This is a genomic window from Pseudoxanthomonas sp. LjRoot127 (genome assembly GCF_964253495.1).
Taxonomy (GTDB): Bacteria; Pseudomonadota; Gammaproteobacteria; order Xanthomonadales; family Xanthomonadaceae; genus Pseudoxanthomonas_A.
This window is the reverse complement of the sequence record NZ_CAXUQR020000001.1, coordinates 3,241,198-3,260,755: the sequence shown is the minus strand read 5'-3', so window position 1 is coordinate 3,260,755 and position 19,558 is coordinate 3,241,198. Positions and strand designations below refer to the sequence as shown.

The 19,558-nt window shown below is 68.5% G+C and carries 11 protein-coding genes and 1 pseudogene; 4 read left to right on the top strand and 8 right to left on the bottom strand.

The window, feature by feature from the left end:
* Positions 1–158: 158 nt before the first annotated feature.
* On the bottom strand, positions 159–6,203 hold the full coding sequence (locus tag ACSQ19_RS15320; protein WP_435998139.1) for a fibronectin type III domain-containing protein: 6,045 nt from the start codon (positions 6,201–6,203) through the stop codon (positions 159–161).
* Between the two features lie 337 nt (positions 6,204–6,540).
* Between ACSQ19_RS15320 and ACSQ19_RS15315 the strand changes: the two genes are divergently transcribed.
* The gene (locus ACSQ19_RS15315) at positions 6,541–8,616 is read left to right on the top strand and encodes a putative bifunctional diguanylate cyclase/phosphodiesterase (protein WP_435998137.1); all 2,076 of its coding nucleotides are present in this window, start codon (positions 6,541–6,543) and stop codon (positions 8,614–8,616) included.
* Positions 8,617–8,637: 21 nt separating this feature from the next.
* On the opposite strand, the gene ACSQ19_RS15310 is transcribed toward ACSQ19_RS15315, so the two are convergent.
* Complete coding sequence (locus ACSQ19_RS15310; RefSeq protein WP_435998135.1) at positions 8,638–9,552, bottom strand: HDOD domain-containing protein; 915 nt, start codon at positions 9,550–9,552, stop codon at positions 8,638–8,640.
* Positions 9,553–9,803: 251 nt separating this feature from the next.
* Here ACSQ19_RS15310 and ACSQ19_RS15305 point away from each other — a divergent pair, with 251 nt between their 5' ends.
* A complete protein-coding gene (locus tag ACSQ19_RS15305) occupies positions 9,804–10,259 on the top strand; it encodes a PA2169 family four-helix-bundle protein (protein WP_296278268.1) in 456 nt (151 codons plus the stop codon).
* A 163-nt stretch (positions 10,260–10,422) separates the two neighbouring features.
* Here the strand turns inward: ACSQ19_RS15305 and ligD are convergent.
* The 5 genes and pseudogenes from ligD to ACSQ19_RS15280 form a co-directional block, all read right to left on the bottom strand.
* A pseudogene (gene ligD / locus ACSQ19_RS15300) lies at positions 10,423–12,924 on the bottom strand (DNA ligase D); the annotation flags it as partial.
* A 70-nt stretch (positions 12,925–12,994) separates the two neighbouring features.
* The gene (locus tag ACSQ19_RS15295; RefSeq protein WP_435998133.1) at positions 12,995–13,624 is read right to left on the bottom strand and encodes a GIY-YIG nuclease family protein; all 630 of its coding nucleotides are present in this window, start codon (positions 13,622–13,624) and stop codon (positions 12,995–12,997) included.
* Between the two features lie 3 nt (positions 13,625–13,627).
* The gene (locus ACSQ19_RS15290; protein WP_435998131.1) at positions 13,628–14,545 is read right to left on the bottom strand and encodes a Ku protein; all 918 of its coding nucleotides are present in this window, start codon (positions 14,543–14,545) and stop codon (positions 13,628–13,630) included.
* Between the two features lie 91 nt (positions 14,546–14,636).
* Positions 14,637–14,903: a DksA/TraR family C4-type zinc finger protein gene (locus ACSQ19_RS15285; protein WP_296278272.1), complete on the bottom strand. Its 267-nt coding sequence runs from the start codon at positions 14,901–14,903 to the stop codon at positions 14,637–14,639.
* Between the two features lie 95 nt (positions 14,904–14,998).
* Positions 14,999–15,925, bottom strand: coding sequence for a M14 family metallopeptidase (locus ACSQ19_RS15280; protein WP_435998129.1), 927 nt, complete (start codon positions 15,923–15,925; stop codon positions 14,999–15,001).
* Between the two features lie 121 nt (positions 15,926–16,046).
* Between ACSQ19_RS15280 and ACSQ19_RS15275 the strand changes: the two genes are divergently transcribed.
* Positions 16,047–16,889 carry a class I SAM-dependent methyltransferase gene (locus ACSQ19_RS15275; RefSeq protein WP_435998127.1) on the top strand — a complete coding sequence of 281 codons (843 nt, stop codon included), beginning with the start codon at positions 16,047–16,049 and terminating at the stop codon, positions 16,887–16,889.
* A 9-nt stretch (positions 16,890–16,898) separates the two neighbouring features.
* Here ACSQ19_RS15275 and ACSQ19_RS15270 read toward each other — a convergent pair whose 3' ends face one another.
* The gene (locus ACSQ19_RS15270) at positions 16,899–17,489 is read right to left on the bottom strand and encodes a hypothetical protein (protein WP_435998125.1); all 591 of its coding nucleotides are present in this window, start codon (positions 17,487–17,489) and stop codon (positions 16,899–16,901) included.
* Positions 17,490–17,713: 224 nt separating this feature from the next.
* Here ACSQ19_RS15270 and ACSQ19_RS15265 point away from each other — a divergent pair, with 224 nt between their 5' ends.
* Entirely contained in the window at positions 17,714–19,543 is a 1,830-nt protein-coding gene (locus ACSQ19_RS15265; protein WP_435998123.1) for an extracellular catalytic domain type 1 short-chain-length polyhydroxyalkanoate depolymerase, read from the top strand.
* The last annotated feature ends 15 nt before the right edge of the window (positions 19,544–19,558 follow it).

The following is a 19,558-nucleotide window of genomic DNA, read 5'->3' as shown; positions in this document are numbered from 1 at the left end:
TGCGCGCATCACGCGCGGGCGGGCCCCTCAGGGTACCCGCCAGCCGCCTGCGCCGACCCCTGCCGAAGGTGATGCCAGGGACGTCGATGCGGTGCCCCCGCCCCCTGACGCCCGGCGATCGCCGGGCGTCGTGGAGGCCGCAGGACCACGGGGGCGGGTCAGCGCGATGCGTCGGCGTTCGCGTTACCGGCACAGCGTCGTCCGCAACGACGTGCCTCCTCGCTCGCCATCGTGCCGTCGTCCCGTACGAAGCCGCCGCTCGACGGCTGGCCATACGACAGGCGCAGGCCGATGCTGCTCCCCTGCGTGCCGCTGCTCGCCTGTTCGTGACCGAACAGCAACGACAGCAACCAGCCGCGGCGCAGTTTCATGTCCACGCCCGCCGCCAACGACAGGGCGTCGTCGTTGTAGCTCTGCAGGTCCAGTCGATAGTCGGTCGGATGCGGCCAGACCACGTAGTTCATCGTGGCATCGCCCCTGTCCTCGATCGCCTGGCGGTATTCGAGGCTCCAGAACGGCCGGTAGCGGCCATTCGCGCCGCCTGCCTGGTAACTGCCCTCCAGGCCCAGTGCCAGCGCCCGGTTCTCGACCACCTGCCGGCGGTACGCCAGATCATAGATATCCAGTCCGTGTTCGCGATACGCGTCCAGCGTGGTGCGACTCGCATCGAGACGACCGTAGCCGGTGAGGGTCATACGATCGCTGCGGTGCTCATAGCCCAGTGCCAGCGAACCGAACCACTGTTCGCCATCGCGCACCGCCGTCGCCGTGGCGTCGGCGTCCTCGCTCCAGCGACGCAGGTCGAAGTCCAGCCGTCCAGTGGCGAGCATCGCATCCACGAAGACGTGTTCGCCGCTGCGCCACAGGCCATACAGCGCAAGCGAACGCTGGTCCGCCTTGAGCCGCGAGGCGTCGCCGCCCAGGTCGCTGTCGTTGCGCGCCAGGCTGCCGGCCACGCCCACCAGCAGATGCTCGCCGAACGCGCGGTCCGCACCCACCGTGATGCCGTCGGTCTGGACGTCGTAGCCACCCGCCCCGCCGCGCTTGCCGAACGTCGCGGTGCCCGAGGCCCAGCCGCCCCACCCCTGCGGCAGCGCCGGCCAGGCTTGGCCGGTCGCCTGGCCTACCGGCACTGAAAGCCCCTGGCGATCCTCGTCGCCGGCATACGCGAGCGTCACGCTGTTGCTGGAGCCGTTCGCACCGCTGCGCACCTGGCGCAGGCGGTCGCGGATGTTGGACTGCTGTACGTTGGCGAAGCGCACGCTGGCATCCACCTGCGCCTGCAACAGGCCCACCACGACCGCATCGCGCGTGGGATCGGGGCGCACGTCCACCTGCAGGCGCATCTCCACGCTGGCAGCGGCGTAGTTGCCGGCCGCGGCCTGCGTGGCGGTGATGACCGTTTCCCCTTCCGCATGCAGCGTCACCGTACGCCCGCTGATGCTGGCCACGGCGGGATCGCTGCTGGCGAACGTAAACGCGCCGCTGCTGGGGCTCTGCGGGTTGGCCAGGTCGAATGCCGGCTCCCCATATACCTTCCGCAGCGTTTCCGGCCACACCAGCGTCGGCACCGCCGCAGCGATGTCGACATCCAGCCGCACTTGCGGTGCGGCCTGGTGGTTGGCATCGCCCGCCTGGTCCGCGGTCAGGCTGCAACGGCCGACCGCGCGCATGGTGACGGTCGAACCGCTGACTGCGCAGACCTGGGGCGTGATGCTGGCGAAGACCACCGCGTTGCCCGATGCACCGCCCGCGGCGGCCACGGAGAAGGTGCCGTCCGGAGTGAACACCGGGGTCGCCGGAGTGGCAGCGAAGCCGGAGATCGCCTGCGCCGCCTGCGCGACGACCAGCTCATACGGCTGTGCAGCGGTGAAGCCATTGGCATCGCGGACTTCGACGGTGAACGCGAAGCGGCCGGCCTGCGTCGGCGTACCCGCCAACACGCCGGCGGCGCTCAGCGTCACCCCTTGCGGCAGTTGGCCCGCCGTCACCGCATAGGCGTAGGGCGCAGTGCCGCCACTGACCGACAGTGTCTGGTCGAACGCACTCGCATGCGTCCCCTGCGGCAGTGCCGACAGCGAGAAGAGGATCTGCGGCGCCGCCACCTGCAGCGTGTACTGGCGCTGCGCGGTGAACGGACCGGTGCCGGTACTGCTGTCGGTCGCGCGCACGGTCACCGTGAAGCTGCCTGCCACGGTCGGCGTACCGACGAGGCGTCCGTCCGATCCCAGGCTCACGCCGTCCGGCAACGCGCCTCCCACCACGTCGAACACATAGGGCGATGCGCCGCCGCTGGCGATGAAAGCGTGCGCGTATGCCGCGCCGCCGATGCCATTGGGCGGACTCGTCGCGTCCAGCACCACGCTGGGCGGGGCCACCGTAATGCTGACCAGCGCCGGCGCCGTGGTCTGGTACGCGTCGGTCGCGGTGTACGTGAAGCTGTCAGGGCCGGCATACCCCGGCGTCGGCTGGTAGGTGATCGTGGTGCCGTTCACCGTCGCGGTGCCGTGCGACGGCGCGGTATCCACGGCCACCGAGTCGGGCGTGCCGGTGATCGGCAGTGTCACCGGCGCGGCGGGCGCGTTGTAGGGCAGCGACACGCTCGCCGGACCCACGGTCAGCGCCGGCATCGGCGTGACCGCGTTCGAGGCGGCCGATGCCGCGCCCATGCCCACGCTGTTGGTCGCGCGTACGGTGAAGGTATAGCTGGTGCCCGGCGTGAGACCGGTGAAGCGGACCGGACTGCCCGTGCCCGTCGCCGTCGCACCTCCCGGACTCGCGGTCACGGTGTAGCCGGTGATCGGGGCGCCGCCACTGCTCACCGGCGCGGTGAACGCGACATCGACCTCGCCCGGGGCGGCCATCGCTGCCGTCCCGATGGTCGGAGCACCCGGCAACACGGCGTTGACGGTGAACGAGCGGGTGACCTGCGTCGCCGCGAGGTAGCTGCCGTCGCCCGCCTGGTCGGCGTTGATGGTGCAGGTGCCGGACGTGACGAACGTCAGCGCGCCGCCGGTGGTGATCGTGCAGACCCCGGTGGTCGACGAGGTGAACGTCGGCGTCAGGCCGGAATCAGACGTCGCCGTCAGCGTCGGCGTGGTACCGAAGTTCTGCGCGCCGGGGTTGTTGAAGGTGATCGTCTGCGTCGCCGCCGGTGTGATCGCATTCGACGACGAGGACGCCGGTCCCACGCCCGCCACGTTTTCCGCCTCCACGGTGAAGGTGTAGCTCACGCCGTTGGTCAGTCCAGTCACCACGATGGGCGAGCTGGCGCCGCTGACAGGCGCTACGTCGTTCGGAATCACACTGACGATGTAGCCGCTGATCACCGTTCCGCCGGTGTTGGTCGGCGCCACGAACGCCACGCCGGCCTGCGTGTCGCCCGCGGTGGCCACGACCGACGTCGGCGCACCCGGTATCACCGCATTGACGGTGAACGAGCGGCTCACCTGCGTCGCCGCCAGGTAGCTGCCGTCACCGGCCTGGTCCGCATTGATCGTGCAGGTGCCCGCGGAGACGAACGTCAGCACGCCCTCGGACGAGACCGTGCACACGCCCTGGGTCGACGACGTGAAGGTCACGTCCAGTCCGGACGTGGCGGACGCGCCGCCGTTGAGGATGCGGAGATCCGGGCTGGTACCGAAGTTCTGCGCGCCGGGATTGGCGAACGTGATGGTCTGCGGCGCCGCAGGCTGGATCGCGTTGGAAGCGGCCGAGGCGGCGCCGGTGCCGGCACTGTTGGTCGCCGTCACGGTGAAGGTGTAGCTCACGCCGTTGGTCAGACCGGTGACGGTGATCGGCGAGCCTGACCCCGTCCCGGTGCTTCCGCCGGGATTCGCCGTGACGGTGTAGCCGGTGATCGCGCTTCCACCCGTGCTGGACGGCGCGGTGAAGGTGATGGTCGCCTGCTGGTTGCCCGCACTGGCCGTGCCGATGGTCGGCGCGCCGGGCACCACCGCATTGACGGTGAAGCTGCGGGTGACCGTGCTCGCCGCATTCGTCGACGCGTTGCCGGCCTGGTCGGCATCGATGGTGCACGTGCCGGCCGCGACGAAGGTCAGCGCACCGCCCGTGGTGATCGTGCACACGCTGGTGGTGGACGAACTGAAAGCGATGGCCAGGCCGGTCGCGCCACCCAGCGCATAGTCCGAGCTCGCGGTCAGCGTCGGCGTTGCGCCGACGTTGTAGTTGCCCGGCTGCGCGAAGGTGATGACCTGGTCCGCTTTCGGCGTGACGCTGTTCGAGGCGCCCGATGCCGACCCCGTGCCGATGGCATTGGTCGCCGTGACAGTGAAGGTATAGGCCGTGCCGTTGGTGAGCGACCCCACCGTGATCACGCATGCGGCCGGTCCGGCACACGTACCGGTGGCGCCGCCGGGGCTGGCGGTCGCGGTGTAGGTCGTGATCGCCGATCCACCATTGGCGGGCGCGGTGAACGTCACCGTTGCCTGGCCATCGCCGGCGGTCGCCGTGCCGATGGTGGGCGCCGCAGGGGCTGTCGGAATGGCGACCGTATGGATGCTGCCGCCGCTGTAGGCCGCAATGCTGTTGCCGGCATTGTCGGTGACGTTGGTGCTGCCGTTGAGGTTGATCTTGAGGGTGCCGTTGCCGGTGATCGACGCGATGCCTACCTCGATCGAACTGCCGCTGGAAGCCGACACGCTGGCGATCGTGCCTGTCGCCGATCCCGTACCGACCAGGGTGAAGTCATCGGTGGAAACGTTCACGACGGGTTCGCTGAAGGTGACCGTGAAGGCCATGCTGGTATCGGTCGACGCAGGCGATCCGCTCACCGCGATGCCGGAGACCGACGGAGCGACGCCGTCGATGACCAGGTTCTTGTTGGCGCCCAGCGAATTGGCGGCGCCGGGTGCTGCCAGCGTCAGCGTCGCATTGTTGCCGGCGGCATCGCGGATGGTTCCGCCATTCAATGCCAGAGCCGACGTGGACACATAATCCAGGTCGGCGCTGGCGTTGCCCGACACGACGGTGTAGCTGAAGCTGAGGGTGCTGGTGCCGCTGCCACTGGCATAGGTGATGGTGCGGTCGGTGGCACCCGTTTCGAGGGTGAGCTGCGGAGTTCCGGAGACGGTGACCACCTCGCTGAAGTTCACCTGCACGCTGATGACATCGCCGATCCGGTACGTCCCGTTGGCGGTCGACGATGTCACCGAGGCGACCGATGGCGCGGTGCCGTCGATGACGAGGTTCTTGTTGGCGCCCAGAGAGTTGGCCGTGCCGGGAGAGGCCAGCGTCAGCACCGCGTTGTTGCTGGCCGCATCGCGGATCGAACCGCCATTGAGCGCCAGTGCGCTGGTCGAGACGTAATCCAGGTCGGTCGAGACATCGCCCGCCTGAACCGTGTAGGTGAACGTCAACGCACCGGTGCCGCTGCCGCTCGCATAGTTGACCGTGCGATCAGTGGCACCCGTTTCCAGCGTCAGCTGCGGCGTGCCGAAAACCAGTACGTTCTCGTTGAAACCTACCTGGATGCTGAGGACGTCCCCGATCTTGTAGGTGCCGTTGGCCGTGCTGGAGCTGACCGAGGTGACGGCCGGCGGCGTTGTATCCGGCGGCACCGCCGGGTCGATCGCGACGGAATTGATCGAATGCCAGCCACCGGCACCGCCGGCGTCTCCACCCGACTGGGTATACATGCGCACGTCGTCGACGTAGTCGAACGCTGAACCGAGCGAGACCGTCATGGGCAGGTAGCTGGGATCGAACGCCTGGAAGGTCATCGAGGCGACTTGCACTCCATCCCGGTAGCCAACGACCGCGTTGGTCATCGGCGAGCTGTTACCCCAGCTGTAATACCGGAAAGATGTCAGCTTGAACTCGGCACCATTCGCCGAGCGGATAGCCATGCCTTTCGCAAAGCCATTTACGCCGTCGTCATAGGTAATCGCGGAAAAGCCACCATCGCTGCTGGCGAGGAACGAGTTGTCATACCACTGAATCGAGCCCAGGCTCGAGCCGGCGGTATCGCTGATATTGACGATCTGGATGGAAATGCCGCCGATATCCACCGAGCCACCGTCGCCATCTGCGGCGACGCCATCCCCCAAGCCCGCATTGCTGGTGAACGTCAGCGTCGCGGCGCCGGCATGCGTGGCCATGGCGGCCGTGCCCGCCAACACCATGACGCCGAACAGGCGGCCGAGCAGGCGGACGCGGCGCGCGGCGCCGGAAAGAGTGGACATGTGGACCCCTGGAAAACGTGAAGGTGCATCGCATCACGGCAACCCCCGAAGGCTGCCGTTCCCTGGCCACGCATGTCAGCCCCGCCTCACGGAGGGACCTCCCCGACATGCACGATCCAACCTCGACCGGAGGCGCATCGACGCCCCCTGCTGGTGCGGCATGGTAACGGCCACAGGCGGCATGCTCCAGCACCCGCGTCCCACTGCGCCAGCGTCCGGGCAGATGCAAGGCGTGTGCCTGCGAGCGCCTCGTTGCGTCCCGCCACCCTCAAGACTGGCCGCGCGAGGCCGCTAGTAATGGCCGATACGCTCGCATCCCCGGGTAACGCCCCACCCCATGACCGGCACGTACAACGAGATCCTCGTTCTCTCTTCCCTGCTGGTCGCCATCCTCGCGTCCTATACCGCCCTCGACATGGCGGGTCGCGTCGCGACCACGCACGGCACGGCCGCACGCTGGTGGCTGGCCGGTGGCGCGTTCGCGATGGGCCTCGGCGTCTGGTCGATGCATTTCGTCGGCATGCTGGCGTTCCACCTGCCCATTCCGCTGGGCTACGACCTGGCCCTCACCGTCTGCTCGATGCTGGCCGCGATCGGATCCTCGGCCTTCGCGCTCTGGCTGGTGTCGCGGCCGCAGTTGCCGCATCGCCGATTGCTGCTGGGCGCGGTGCTGATGGGGACGGGCATCGCACTGATGCACTACATCGGCATGGCGGCGCTGCAGATGCAGCCCGGCATCGAGTACCACGCCGGCTGGTTCACCCTGTCGATCGCCATCGCGGTCGCGGCCTCCGGCGCGGCGCTGTGGATCGCGTTCCACCTGCGCAGCGGCGGCCGCCGCAAGTACGCGCTGCGTGCGCTCGCCGCCGTGGTGATGGGCTTCGCCATCGTCGGCATGCACTACACCGGCATGGCGGCGGCGCGATTCCCGGCCGACAGCTGGTGCGGGGCGGCCCGGGACGGCGGCGTGCCGGCGCAGTGGCTGGCGATCCTCGTGGTCGTCGCGACGGTCGCCATCATGGGCATCGCGCTGATCGTGTCGGTGCTCGACCGGCAGATGCATGCGCGTACCCACCATCTGGCGCACTCGCTCGCACGTGCCAACGAGGAACTGGTGCAGGCCGCCCTGCACGACCCCCTCACCCGCCTGCCCAACCGCATCCTGCTGCAGGACCGGATCGACCAGGCCATCGAGAAGGCCAGGCGCAAGCGCGAGCAGTTCGCCGTCATGTTCCTCGACCTCGACGGTTTCAAGGGCATCAACGACGCCTACGGCCACCAGGCCGGCGACACCCTGCTGGTGGAGGTCGCGACACGCGTGCGCGGCCTGCTGCGTGGGCCGGACACCCTCTCCCGGCTCGGCGGGGACGAATTCGTCCTGGTCGTGGCCGGCACCGACCCGGATGACGCGGCCATGGTGGCGCAGCGCATCATCGATGCGGTGGGCGCGATGGCCCTGCAGGTCCACGGCGTCGAGCTGCATGTCACCGCGAGCATGGGCATCGCGCTGTATCCGTCCGATGGCGAAGACGAACGCGAACTCATGGCGCATGCCGACGCCGCGATGTACCACACCAAGGACAATGGCCGGAACGGCTACACCTTCTTCGCGCCCACGATGAACATCAGCGCCCACCAGCAGGTGAAGCTGCTGAACGATCTTCGCCGTGCGGTCGATCGCGGCGAGCTGGTGCTGCACTACCAGCCGAAGTTCGCGGCGCCGGACTACCGCATGGTCGGCGCCGAGGCCCTGCTGCGATGGCAGCACCCGGAACTGGGCCTGCTGCCGCCGGGCGCCTTCATTCCCGCCGCCGAACGCAGCGGCCTGATCCTCGCCCTCGGCGACTGGGTACTGGACGATGCCTGCCGCCAGATGCGCGCGTGGCGCGAGCAGGGCCACGACATCGCCCACGTGGCAATCAACCTGTCTCCATTGCAGTTCTCCTCGCCGACCCTGGTCGACACCGTCGCCGGTGCGCTGGAAAGGCATGGGGTGCAGCCGGCCTGCCTCACCCTGGAGATCACCGAGACCACCGCGATGCGCGATGCCGACGCCAGCCTCGGTATCCTCGAGGAACTCACGCGGATGGGGGTGAAGATCTCCATCGACGACTTCGGCACCGGCTATTCGAGCCTGCTCTACCTGAAGCGGCTGCCGGCGTCGGAACTGAAGATCGATCGCGCGTTCGTCCGCGAACTGGAAACCAATGCCGAAGATGTCGCGATCGTCGCGTCGATCATCGCGCTGGGCAAGACGCTCAACCTGCGGGTGGTGGCGGAGGGCGTGGAGACGACCGGCCAGCGACAGCACCTGCGGCAGCTGGGGTGCGATCTTTACCAGGGCTACCTGATGGGTGAACCAGTGCCGGCAGACCGGCTCTTCGTCCTGCAGGCCGAGACGCTGCCCGCCTGACAAGGCATCCGCGACGCGGGCTCAGGCAGCGTCGGCCACCGGCGGCGCTTCCATCGCCCCGCTTGCCTGGGGTGCCGCAAGGGCAAGACCGCGGGCCAGCGAACCCATCGCCGCGATATCGCCGGCACCCTGCTCGTCGAGCGCCTGCATCAGTCGTGCGGACAGATCCCACTCGCGGGCGACGGCCTGCCCCACCCGTGGCGCCCAGCGGTGCAGCAGTCCCGCGACCGTGTCCGCAGGCGGCAACGAGCCCTTCGTCGTCGCGCAGGCATCCCGCAGCACCTGCACGACCACGACGGCACCCAGGCCTTGCAGCAGGGCCAGCAGCTGGGCAGCGAAGACATCCTCGCGTCCGCCCGGCCGCACCGCCTGCGCCGCAAGCAAGGCCGTGCGCTGCGTGTGATCCCAGATCAGGTCCGGCAAACGCCCGAAGACGCCGCCCTCCACGCGCATCACCGGCTGCATCAGCGCGACCGCGACCAGATGGCGAAGGCCATCCACGCCGACCATCGCGACCGCCCGGTCCAGGCTCTCGACCGGCGCTTCGTGGCGGCGATACAGCGCACTGTTGGCCAGCTTCAGCAGGTTGGCGGCAAGTGCGGGATCGCGTCCGATGATCTCGGCGATGTCGCGACTCGACGCGTCGGCGTCGTTCAGCGTGCTCAACAGTTGTGGCAGCAGCTGCGGTCGCCGCGGCAGCCGCTGGGGATCCGTGACGAAGCGTTTCAGCGCCTGCCGCGCCGCGGCGATGATGGGCTCACTGTCGTCGGGTATCGGCGGCAATGCCGCATCCAGTCCCGCCAGCCGGAGCAGCGGCCCGGCCCAGTCGCGCGCGACCGCGGGCGACGCAGCAGCGCCGGCCGGAAGGTCTCCGGCGGGAGCGACCGGGGACGCCGGGCGCGCGGCCGGTGCCTCGCGTTTCCACCATCCCGTCATTTTCGCAAGCAGCGGCACAAGGACCTGCCTTCGTGGGCATGTTCGAGCTCATCCTATCGGCGGCGAGGCGCATAACTTGAGCAGGTCCATGCGTACGTCCGCGATCACGCCGGCATGACATCCGCTTCTCGCCCCGACCACATTGGTGAACGCTTCATCTTCGCGGTCACGCGATGTTGATCGCCATTCGGCGACCTTGGAAGCACGAGGGCATCAGACCCCGTTCCCTTTTTCCCCTTGGAGTTTCCCCCATGGATACGCAGAAGAAGATCCAGCACAGCCTCAATGACCTGATCGAGATCGCGCGCGACGGCCACGGCTTCTACACCGAAGCCGCCGGCAAGGTGAAGGATGCCGAACTGGCCGCCCTGTTCACGCGCATCGCCGGTGTGAAGCAGGACATCGTGGCGCGCCTCAGCGCGGTCGTTGCGTCCACCGGCGGCAAGCCGGCCGAGCACGGCACGCTGGTCGGCAGCATGCAGCAGTTCTACGGCAAGGTGCGCGCCACGCTGGGCGACACCACCTACGGCTACGTGGCCGAACTGGAAGAGTCCGAAGACCGCCTGCTGAAGGCGTTCAATGAGACGATCAACGACGAAGACACCCCGGCGACCGCGCGTGCGGAAGCGCAGGCCCTGCTGCCCAGCGTCCGCGAGTGCCACAACGTGATGCGCGACCGCAAGCAGGTCCTTAAGCACGCCAGCTGATCCATCGGCTGCCTGCCCGACAAGAGCCCCGCGGAAGCGGGGCTTTTCTTGTTCCTCCGTGCGCCAGCGTGCAACAGGCCGCACATGCCCGTCGCTAGCGCTGCTTCGTTTTCGCTTTTGTGTTCGTTTTTGTTTTCGTCTTGGCGCCGGTCTTCGACGCCAGCGCTGCGGCGATTGCGGTGAGATCCTGCTTCCTGCGCGCGTAATCCCCCCATGGATGGGCGCCCAGGCGCGCCATGCGACGCGGGGCGGACGCCAGGGTATAGGCGTCGCCCCCCTTCAGGCGACCCAGCTCCTCCCAGCGCAAGGGCATCGCCACCGGCGCGCCTTCGCGTGCGCGCAGCGAGAACGATGCCACGCTGGTCGCACCCCGGCCATTGCGGAGGTAATCGATGAAGATGCGTCCCTTGCGGAATTTCTTGGTCGCGGTCGCGACATAGGCGAGCGGATCGGCCGCCGCCATGGATTCGGCGAACGCGTGCGCGAAGTCCTTCACCCGGGGCCACGGACACGCCGGCTTCAGCGGCACCACGACATGCAGTCCCTTCCCTCCGGACGTGCGCACGTAGGAGGCCAGTCCGAGCGCACGCAACAGCGTTCGCACCTGCCGGGCGGCGGCCACCACGCGACCCCACGCCACATCGGGGCCGGGGTCGAGATCGAACACGACGCGGTCCGCCAGCTCGGGGGACTGCGCATGCGCGCCCCATGGATGGAATTCGATCGCGTTGAACTGCGCCAGTTCGAGCAGCCCGGCCTCATCGTGCACCACCAGATAGTCCGCGCGTGCGCCACCCTCTTCTTCCAGCGGCACCACGTCGACGCGCTCCATGCCCGGCGTATGGTGCTTCTGGAAGAAACACGGCCGGCCCGCGCCCTGCGGACAACGGACGACCGACAACGGGCGACCCTCGATTTCCGGCAGCAGCCATCGTGCCATCGCACGGTAATAGTCGAAGACCTGCCGTTTTGTGATGCCACTGTCGGGGAATACCACGCGTTCGGGGTGCGACAGTGCGACCGGCTGCGCATCGGTACTGCGGGAAGCATCGGTCGCCGGCATCGTCGTTTCCTTTGCGTCTCGTGACGGGGGCGTTCCGCGCAGGTCCGAGGGCCGCTTGTCGCGCCTTATCGCCTTCAGGGAGGATTGCCGCAGCAGGCCCTGGTTGCCCAGCCCGTGATGGAACACCTCGGCCACCAGAGTCGGCGTCACCCAGCGCGCGCGCCGCAGTTCCGGATCGTTGACCTCGACGCGCGCCGTCGGGGTACGGCGCACGCGCGGTGCCAACTGCGCGGCCAACGCGTCGAGCAGGTCGCGGCTGAATCCGGTTCCCACCCGTCCCGCGTAGCGCCAGCCGTTCGCACCGTCGGGCACCGCCAGCAGCAGCGCACCCAGACCGCTGCGACTGCCCTTCGGCGCCGTGAACCCGACGACCGCGAATTCCTCCGATGCGCGCTGCTTCACCTTCCGCCAGCTGTCCCCGCGTCCGCCGTGGTAGGGCGCGTCGGCGCGCTTGCTGATGATGCCTTCGAGTCCCCGCTCCAGTGCCATCGCCAGCGCCTCGTCTCCCCGCCCCACGATATGCGAGCTGTAGACCAGGCGGTCCGGCGGCGACTTCAGGATTTCCGCCAGCAACGCCTTGCGCTGGTACTGCGGGCTGCGCATCAGGTCCACGCCATCGACCTGCAGGATGTCGAAGATCACGTAGGAAAGGGTTGCGTTCTTCTCGCCGGACAGGGTCGCCTGCAGCAGGCCGAAATCCTCCTGCCTGCCCGCACCGGCCACCAGTTCTCCGTCCAGTACGGCGTCGTCCAGTGCCAGCGCGCGCAGCGCCGCGACGATGTCAGGCGCGCGTGCCGTCCATTCGATCTCGTTGCGGGACCAGAGGCGGACGTTGCCCTTGCTGATCTGCGCGATCAGGCGATAGCCGTCCCACTTGGCCTCGTGCAGCCAGGCATCCCCTTCCGGCACGTTCGCCTGCAGCTTCGCCAGCTGCGGAGCACGGAATCCCGAACGCTGGCGGCTTGCGCGCGCACCATCCAGGCGGGCCGCGCGCTTGGCCCACCGATGGCTGGCCTTCGCGACCGACGCCACACGCTTGCGTGCGCGGCCCGCGGCGCGGGAAGACGTCGCGCCTGAAGGTGGTACCACGTCCTGCAGAAGATCGTCCGCCTCGTGCGTACCCGCATGGTCGTCGCGCTCCTTGAACAGCAACCACTGCGGCCTGCGCGACGGCGTCTGCGTTCGCACCAGGTGCCAGCCACCCTTCAACTTGTCGCCGAACAGGCGGAAGCGCAGGTGACCCTTGGCCAGTTGCGCTCCCGCATCGCCGTCCGTGGTCCACACGCCACGATCGAAGGTGGCCACGTGGCCGCCCCCGTACTGGCCTTTGGGGATATCGCCCTCGAAGTCGGCGTAGTCGATCGGATGGTCTTCCACCTCGGCAGCCAACCGCTTCACCGCGGGATCCAGACTGGGTCCCTTGGGGACCGCCCAGCTCTTCAGGGTGTCGCCCACCTGCAGGCGGAAGTCGTAGTGACGATGGCTGGCATGGTGAAGCTGCACCACGAACAGGGGCCTCGCGCCACACGCGCGCCGCCCATCCGCGGCCGGTTCCGGCGTGCGATCGAAGCGGCGTTTGCGACGGTATTCCTGCAGGCTCATGGCGGTCCTCGGCCGCTGTTATGCCGCGCGCACCGTCAACGGGGCGTGCAAGGACACAGGCAACCCGCCCTCACCGCGACAAGAGGGTATTGCGCGCCAGCCACGCGTGGAGCGAGGGCGACATCGCATCGTCCAGGTCTATCCCGAGCGCGGCGTACGCATCGAGTGCGTCGCGCAAGCGCGCCAGCGGCGGCCACGCCGCGGCGGCCGGCCAGGCATCGGGTGCCCCGTAATGCGCGACCGCCGCTTGTTCGCCGCTGTGCAAGCGCTCACGCTGTTCCCGCAGGCGGCGCGCGATCCAAGTACGCAGGGGCGCGTGCACGACGAAGCCCTGCGATTCCAGCTCATGTCGCGCCTCATCGAGCATCGACAGGGCACCCCGGAACCACTCCGTGTGTCCGGCCGCCTGTGCGGGCACCTGCAGCGGCGGCGGTGCGGCATGGTCGCGCAGCGCACGCTTCCAGCGCGTTTCCCAGGCACGGGCCTCGCGGAGGCTGCCGGCCTCCGCCAGCCAGCCGCGATCCAGGTCGAAGAACGCGTAGTAACGCGGCGAAAACGCCTGCATCCGCGCCAGCGGATCGGTCGCGATGCCGAGTTTGGCGTGGTCCTCGTAGGCGCAGGGGAGCACGTAAAGGCAGGCGCGCCCGCTGGCGCCCGTGCCGACGCCGTCCACTGGCACGACGCGCCTGCCTGTCGCCATGCGTCAGCGCGACACCGCCTTGCGTGCGCGCTTGGCAGGACGCTTCTTGGCGGCCTTCGCGGTTTTGCGGGCAGGCTTCCCCTGCGCCGCCTTCTTCGTCGCGGCCTTCTTCGCAGGCGTGCGCTTCTTGCTGTCCAGGCTCTTCTGCAGCAGGGCCATGAAATCCACCACGTTGGTGGTGGCGTCCTCGTGTTCCACGTCGTCCTCCACGATCTTCGTGGTGGCCCCGCGCGACTTGATGCGCTTCTTGATGATGGCTTCCAGGCGCTTGCGGAATTCATCCTGGTAGTCGTCCGGCGTCCACGGTGCCGACATCGAGGCGATCAGGGTCTCCGCCATCTCGCGCTCCTTCGCCGTGATGCGGTAGTCGGCCGCCTTTCCGCCCGGCAGCTTGTACTCCTCCGGATCAACCAGTTCCTGCGGGTAGCGCAACATCAGCAGGACCAGCGCATCGCCTTCCGGTACAACCGCGCACAGGTATTCGCGCGTACGGATCACCACCCGCGCCACGCCGGCCTTGCCGGTGCTCGCCAGCGTGTCGCGCAGCAGCACGTAACCCTTTTCGGCCTTCTTCCCCGGCACGAGGATGTAGGGCTTCTCGAAGAACCTAAGGCCGATTTCCTTCCGGTCCACGAACGCTTCGACGTCCACCGACTCGTGCGTCTGCGGTGCAGCGGAAGCGATGTCTTCCTTCTCGACCACCACGTAGCTGCCCTTGTCGTACTCGAAGGCCTTGATGATGTCCTTCCACGGCACCTCTTCGCCGGTCTCGGCGTTGACGCGCTCGAAGCGGATCGGCTTCTTGTCGCGCGAGTCGAGCATGCGGAAACTGATGTCCACCTTGCGTTCGCCGGACATCAGCGAAACCGGAATGTTGAGGAGGCCGAAGGACAGGGTGCCGGTCCAGATGGGGCGTGCCATGGCGTGCCTGCGCGGAACGAGGGGCATCCATCGTGTGCAGCGCCCGCGGAAACCGATGTGAAGACGTCGGCGCCGGCAGCCGGACCGTCGCTCAGCGCAGCTGGCTGTCCTTGCTGCCGCGGCGGTTGTACAGACCGGCGCCGTGCTCTTCCTGGTCGGCCGCTTCCTGGCAGGCGACGCACAGGCGGACACCCGGCACGGCTTTCCGCCGCGCGGCGGGAATGGGTTTCTCGCACGCCTCGCAGTGGGTCAGGCTGGGACCCGTCGGCAACGCGCGGCGTGCGCGCTCGATCCCATCCTTCACGGTCGCATCGATCTGGTCCTGCACGGCGCCGTCGCCGGCCCATCCGGTTGCCATGGTGGTCTCCTCGCGGATCTCGGTTGCCAGGCCAGCTTACGCCGCCACCGGCAACCGGCTTTCACGAACAGGAATGGGGGCGTACCGGCGCCGCATCAACCGTGCGCCAGCGCATAGTCGATCGCCGCCACCACGGCCGCCACCTGCGCATCGTTGCACTGCTGTGGCGTGGCCTTGGGGCTGTCCGGGTACACCTCGGTGATGGTGGTGTAGCGCGCATCGGTGATACCGGTGCACAAACCCAGCGACGCGACCGGATACTCGATCACACCTTCGGCGACGACCGGCGAACCGATGATCTCGCCCTTCGCATCGGCCGGCGCGATATGCGTCACCGCCGCGACCGCGGCGATCACCGCACGCTGGAAGTCGGGCTGGCGGCGCTCGCTGTCGTCCACCAGGTAGAAGCCGTCCGGGATCTCGCCCGGCTCGTAAGCCTTGCCGTCGCGCGCGGCCAGCGCGGGACGGAATTCGGTCTCGTCGCTGTCGGTGGTCTCGTGCAGGTCGATATGCATCCGCACGCGCGTCCTGAGCGGTGCGACCAGGTCGATCAGCGCGGCGGATTCCTGGGCCGGACTGTCGGCCCGGAAGGAACGGTTCGGGTCCAGCGCATCGGCGTTCCAGCGGTGGATGCGCTCGTAGCCCCACGGGCTCACGCAAGGCACGACCAGCAGATTGGCCTTGCCGGCGTAACCTCCGGCGCGCTGCTCCAGGAACTGCAGCGCCCCATGCACGCCACTGGTCTCGTAGCCGTGCACGCCGCCGGTCACCAGCATCGTCGGCAGGTCGTCGTTCCAGTCGCGGCTGCGGACGGCGAACAGCGGATAGCGTTCGCCGGGGCCGTAGTCGAGCGTTCCATACTGCTGCACGTCGAAGCGGTCGCGCAGGGCGTCGACCGCCACCACGACATCGTCGACGTAACGCCGCCGCACGCGCTGCTGCCCGCGCCACTGCGCCTTTTCCGCCGCGTCCCAGGGCTGGCCAGGCGTTCCGATGGGATGGAAGCGTTCGAGGGTGGTCATGGCGACGATGGCATGGAATATCGGGGGCCGCACTATACCAGCGGGTCTGTCGCCTCCCGCGCACTGTCCTCTTCGCGCCAACGCGGTGAAAATGGCGCGACGTCTCCCGCATGAATGTCCGATGCCCCGCTACACCGGCCCCCTGCTCACCCGCGACACCGCCGCTGCCCTGCTCGCCGCCCGCGACCGCGGCGATACCCGCTGGCCGGGCTCGCTCGACCTCGGCCGTTCGCAGGACGAGGCATGGCTGGAGGCCGACGGCTGGCGCTGGCACGGCGTCGCGTACCCGTATCCAGGCAGACTCAAGGACCGCACGCTGTACGGATGGGACGGCGAGGACTTCGCGCCGGTGTCGCGCTATGCGGGGTCGCTGATCAAGCTCGTGCCCACCGAGTGGGGGGTGCCGACGTTCGAGATCGACGGCATCAAGATGCTGCCGACCTCGAAGGCATCGCCGCTGGACGATGCGCGCCGCAAGGTCGGCCTGGTCGAGCCGAAGGGAAAGACCGTGCTCGATACCTGCGGTGGCCTGGGTTATTTCGCCGCGTGCTGCCTGGAGGCCGGCGCCGCGCGCATCCTGTCGTTCGAGAAGAATGCGGACGTGCTGTGGCTGCGCACGCTGAACCCCTGGTCACCGGATCCGGGCGATGCGGCCGCCGCAGGTCGCCTGCAGCTGCTCCATGCCGATGTGTCGCAGGCGATCGCGCAGGTACCGGATGCGTCGGTGGATGCCCTGCTGCACGATCCGCCGCGCTTCGGCATCGCCGGCGAACTGTACTCGCAGGCGTTCTACGACCAACTCGCGCGCGTGGCGCGCCGTGGTGGCGCCCTGTTCCACTACACCGGCAGCCCCAACAAGCTGACCAGCGGGCGCGACGTGCCCGGCGAAGTGCTGAAACGGCTGGAGAAAGCCGGCTTCCGGGCACAGCGGGCGCTGGACGGCGTCATGGCCGTGCGTCGCTGACGCGCTGCATCAGTACTCCAGTGCGACGGCGTAGAGTCGAAGCCGTCCTGCGTAGGTGCCCTGCCGGTTTATCTCGAAGTACCACCACGGGCCGTCGGGATCGATGCCGTTGGTGTCGGTCACGATCACCGTGCTCTCTTGCATGATCGTCGGGGACTCCGGCACCGCCACCAGCGGCGTGCCATAGCTCGCGTAGGTCTCGAAGCCACCGCCGTGCTTCAGCGTGACCGGCGTGACCACGAACTGCAGGTCCCCGCCCGCATCGTCGGTGATTTCAAAGAGGAAGCGCAGGCGGACGCGTGTGCCGGTGAAATCGTCGGGACGACGCATCGTGAACGACATCGCCCCGGTGTTTCCCGTCCAGTTCACGCCGCGCGTGTGCACGTCGAACGTGCCGAACGTCGACCGCGACAGCGCATGCGCAGGCACCGTGATGTTGTGCGCGAAGCGCGGGCAGCGCGCCGGCTGCTGCAGGCACAGCAGCGACACCCTGTCGACGACGGGCGCACCCTTCCGCAGCAGTTCGTCGGAAGGGGGGGCGGCGAACGCTTGCCCGCAGGCAACCACGAGCAGTGCCGACATCATCGTGCGGATGGCCATGTTCCGTTCTCCATGAACGCGCCCTCGCGCGATGCGCGGGCTTGCACTCAGGCCCAACGCGGCGACGTGGCAGGAGCGGACAGGGCGGGGCTGCCCACGCCGTGCGTACGGCGCGACCGCCATCACGCCGTGGCGATGGTGCGCTGCAGCTTTCCCCTTTGGCCAATGTCCCGGCCGGAAGCGCTGTGGCCCACTGCCGGCACTTCACACCGGAGGTGCCGTCGATGTCGATCGCTGCGCTGCTGTGTCGTCCCGTCCCGCTCATCCCGTCCCGTCGCGGGGGCCTGTTGCTCGCTTCCCTGTTGCTGGTGGTGGCGAGCAGTCCGGCACTGGCGTTGACCGAAGTCACCGGCTTCGGCAGCAATCCGGGCAACCTGCGCATGCACAAGTACGTTCCCGCGGGGCTGGCCGCGGATGCGCCGCTGGTGGTCGCCCTGCACGGCTGCGCGCAGTCCGCGTCCAACTACGATGCCGAGACGGGTTGGGAGTTGCTCGCCAACCGCTTCGGTTTCGCCCTGTTGCTGCCCGAGCAGCAGACCGGCAACAACAGCAGCCGCTGTTTCAACTGGTTCGAGACGGCGGACACGACGCGCGGCCAGGGCGAACCGCTGTCGATCAAGCAGATGGTCGACCGCATGATCGCCGACCATGCGATTGATCCCGCGCGCGTCTACGTCACCGGTTTGTCCGCGGGTGGCGCGATGACCTCGGTGATGCTGGCGACCTACCCCGACGTCTTTGCCGGGGGCGCGATCGTGGCGGGCCTGCCCTACCGCTGTGCGACGAGCCAGAGCGCGGCGTTCAGCTGCATGAACCCTGGCAGCGACCTGAGCCCTGCCCAATGGGGCGCGAAGGTACGTGCTGCCAGCAGCTGGACCGGGCCCTGGCCGATCGTGTCGATCTGGCATGGCGATGCCGACTACGTCGTGCGCCCGGCTAACCTCACCGAGAGCCTGGAGCAGTGGGCCGACGTGCACGGCATCGATACCGTGGCGGACGCCACCGACACCGTCAGCGGCTTCCCGCACAGGGTGTACAAGGACGCGGCGGGCAATGCCAAGGTCGAAACCTACGTCATCACCGGCATGGGCCACGGCACGCCGGTCGATCCCGGCAGCGGCGAAACGCAGTGCGGCACCGCGGGCGCCTACATCCTCGACGTGAACCTCTGTTCCAGCTACTACATCACCCGCTTCTTCGGCCTGGACAACCTGGACGGCACGCCGCCGACCGTCGCCCTGACCTCCCCCGCCAACGGCGCCAGCGTCAGCGGTACGGTGGCACTGGCGGCCTCGGCCAGCGACGACATCGGCGTGGCGCGCGTGGACTTCCTGCTGGACGGTGCGCTGCTCGGCAGCGATGCCAGCGCGCCCTACAGCCTCGCCTGGAACAGCGGCGGCACCGGCAACGGCGCGCACGTGCTGCAGGCGCGCGCGCTCGACCTCGCCGGCAATACCGGCACCTCCGCTGCCGTGAACGTCACCGTCAGCGGTGGCACGAGTGGCGGCTCGCCGGTCACGGTCGTGTTCAACAACGAGGATGCCAACGATGGTTACGTGAAGGCCAGCGCCACCGGCGGCAGTCCGGCCGTCGGCACGCTGGAGGCGTACTACGGCCTGGCGATCGGCCGCGGCACCGACGGCAACCACAATCGCGCGGTGCTCTCCTTCGATACGTCATCGCTGCCGGACAACGCGGTGGTGACGTCCGCCACGCTGACGGTGGCCTACCGCAGCGCGAGCGGCGATCCGTGGAGCAATCCCGCCGGCAACACGCTGGTCGTTGATGTCCGCAGCGGCTGCCTTGGCGCATGCCCCATCGAAGCGGCGGACTGGGCCGCCGCCACGACCACCGCCAGTAGCGCGCAGGTGCCGGCCTTCAGCGGCGGCAACCAGACCAGTACCGTGTTCGATACCGCCGGGCGCGCGGCGATCAACCGCACCGGGCGCACGCAGCTGAAGTTGCGCTTCGCCGCCAATCCCTCGGCGACGCACTATGTGTGGATCGACCGCGGCGCGACCGCCAAGCTCTCGGTCACTTACACGCTGCCGTGACCGGCAAGGCCTGCC

Bases quoted from the DNA above. Each gene is read 5' to 3' on its own strand.
- ACSQ19_RS15320 (WP_435998139.1), bottom strand. From the start codon at position 6,203: ATGTCCACTCTTTCCGGCGCCGCGCGCCGCGTCCGCCTGCTCGGCCGC.
- ACSQ19_RS15315 (WP_435998137.1), top strand. From the start codon at position 6,541: ATGACCGGCACGTACAACGAGATCCTCGTTCTCTCTTCCCTGCTGGTC.
- ACSQ19_RS15310 (WP_435998135.1), bottom strand. From the start codon at position 9,552: ATGACGGGATGGTGGAAACGCGAGGCACCGGCCGCGCGCCCGGCGTCC.
- ACSQ19_RS15305 (WP_296278268.1), top strand. From the start codon at position 9,804: ATGGATACGCAGAAGAAGATCCAGCACAGCCTCAATGACCTGATCGAG.
- ACSQ19_RS15295 (WP_435998133.1), bottom strand. From the start codon at position 13,624: ATGGCGACAGGCAGGCGCGTCGTGCCAGTGGACGGCGTCGGCACGGGC.
- ACSQ19_RS15290 (WP_435998131.1), bottom strand. From the start codon at position 14,545: ATGGCACGCCCCATCTGGACCGGCACCCTGTCCTTCGGCCTCCTCAAC.
- ACSQ19_RS15285 (WP_296278272.1), bottom strand. From the start codon at position 14,903: ATGGCAACCGGATGGGCCGGCGACGGCGCCGTGCAGGACCAGATCGAT.
- ACSQ19_RS15280 (WP_435998129.1), bottom strand. From the start codon at position 15,925: ATGACCACCCTCGAACGCTTCCATCCCATCGGAACGCCTGGCCAGCCC.
- ACSQ19_RS15275 (WP_435998127.1), top strand. From the start codon at position 16,047: ATGCCCCGCTACACCGGCCCCCTGCTCACCCGCGACACCGCCGCTGCC.
- ACSQ19_RS15270 (WP_435998125.1), bottom strand. From the start codon at position 17,489: ATGGCCATCCGCACGATGATGTCGGCACTGCTCGTGGTTGCCTGCGGG.
- ACSQ19_RS15265 (WP_435998123.1), top strand. From the start codon at position 17,714: ATGTCGATCGCTGCGCTGCTGTGTCGTCCCGTCCCGCTCATCCCGTCC.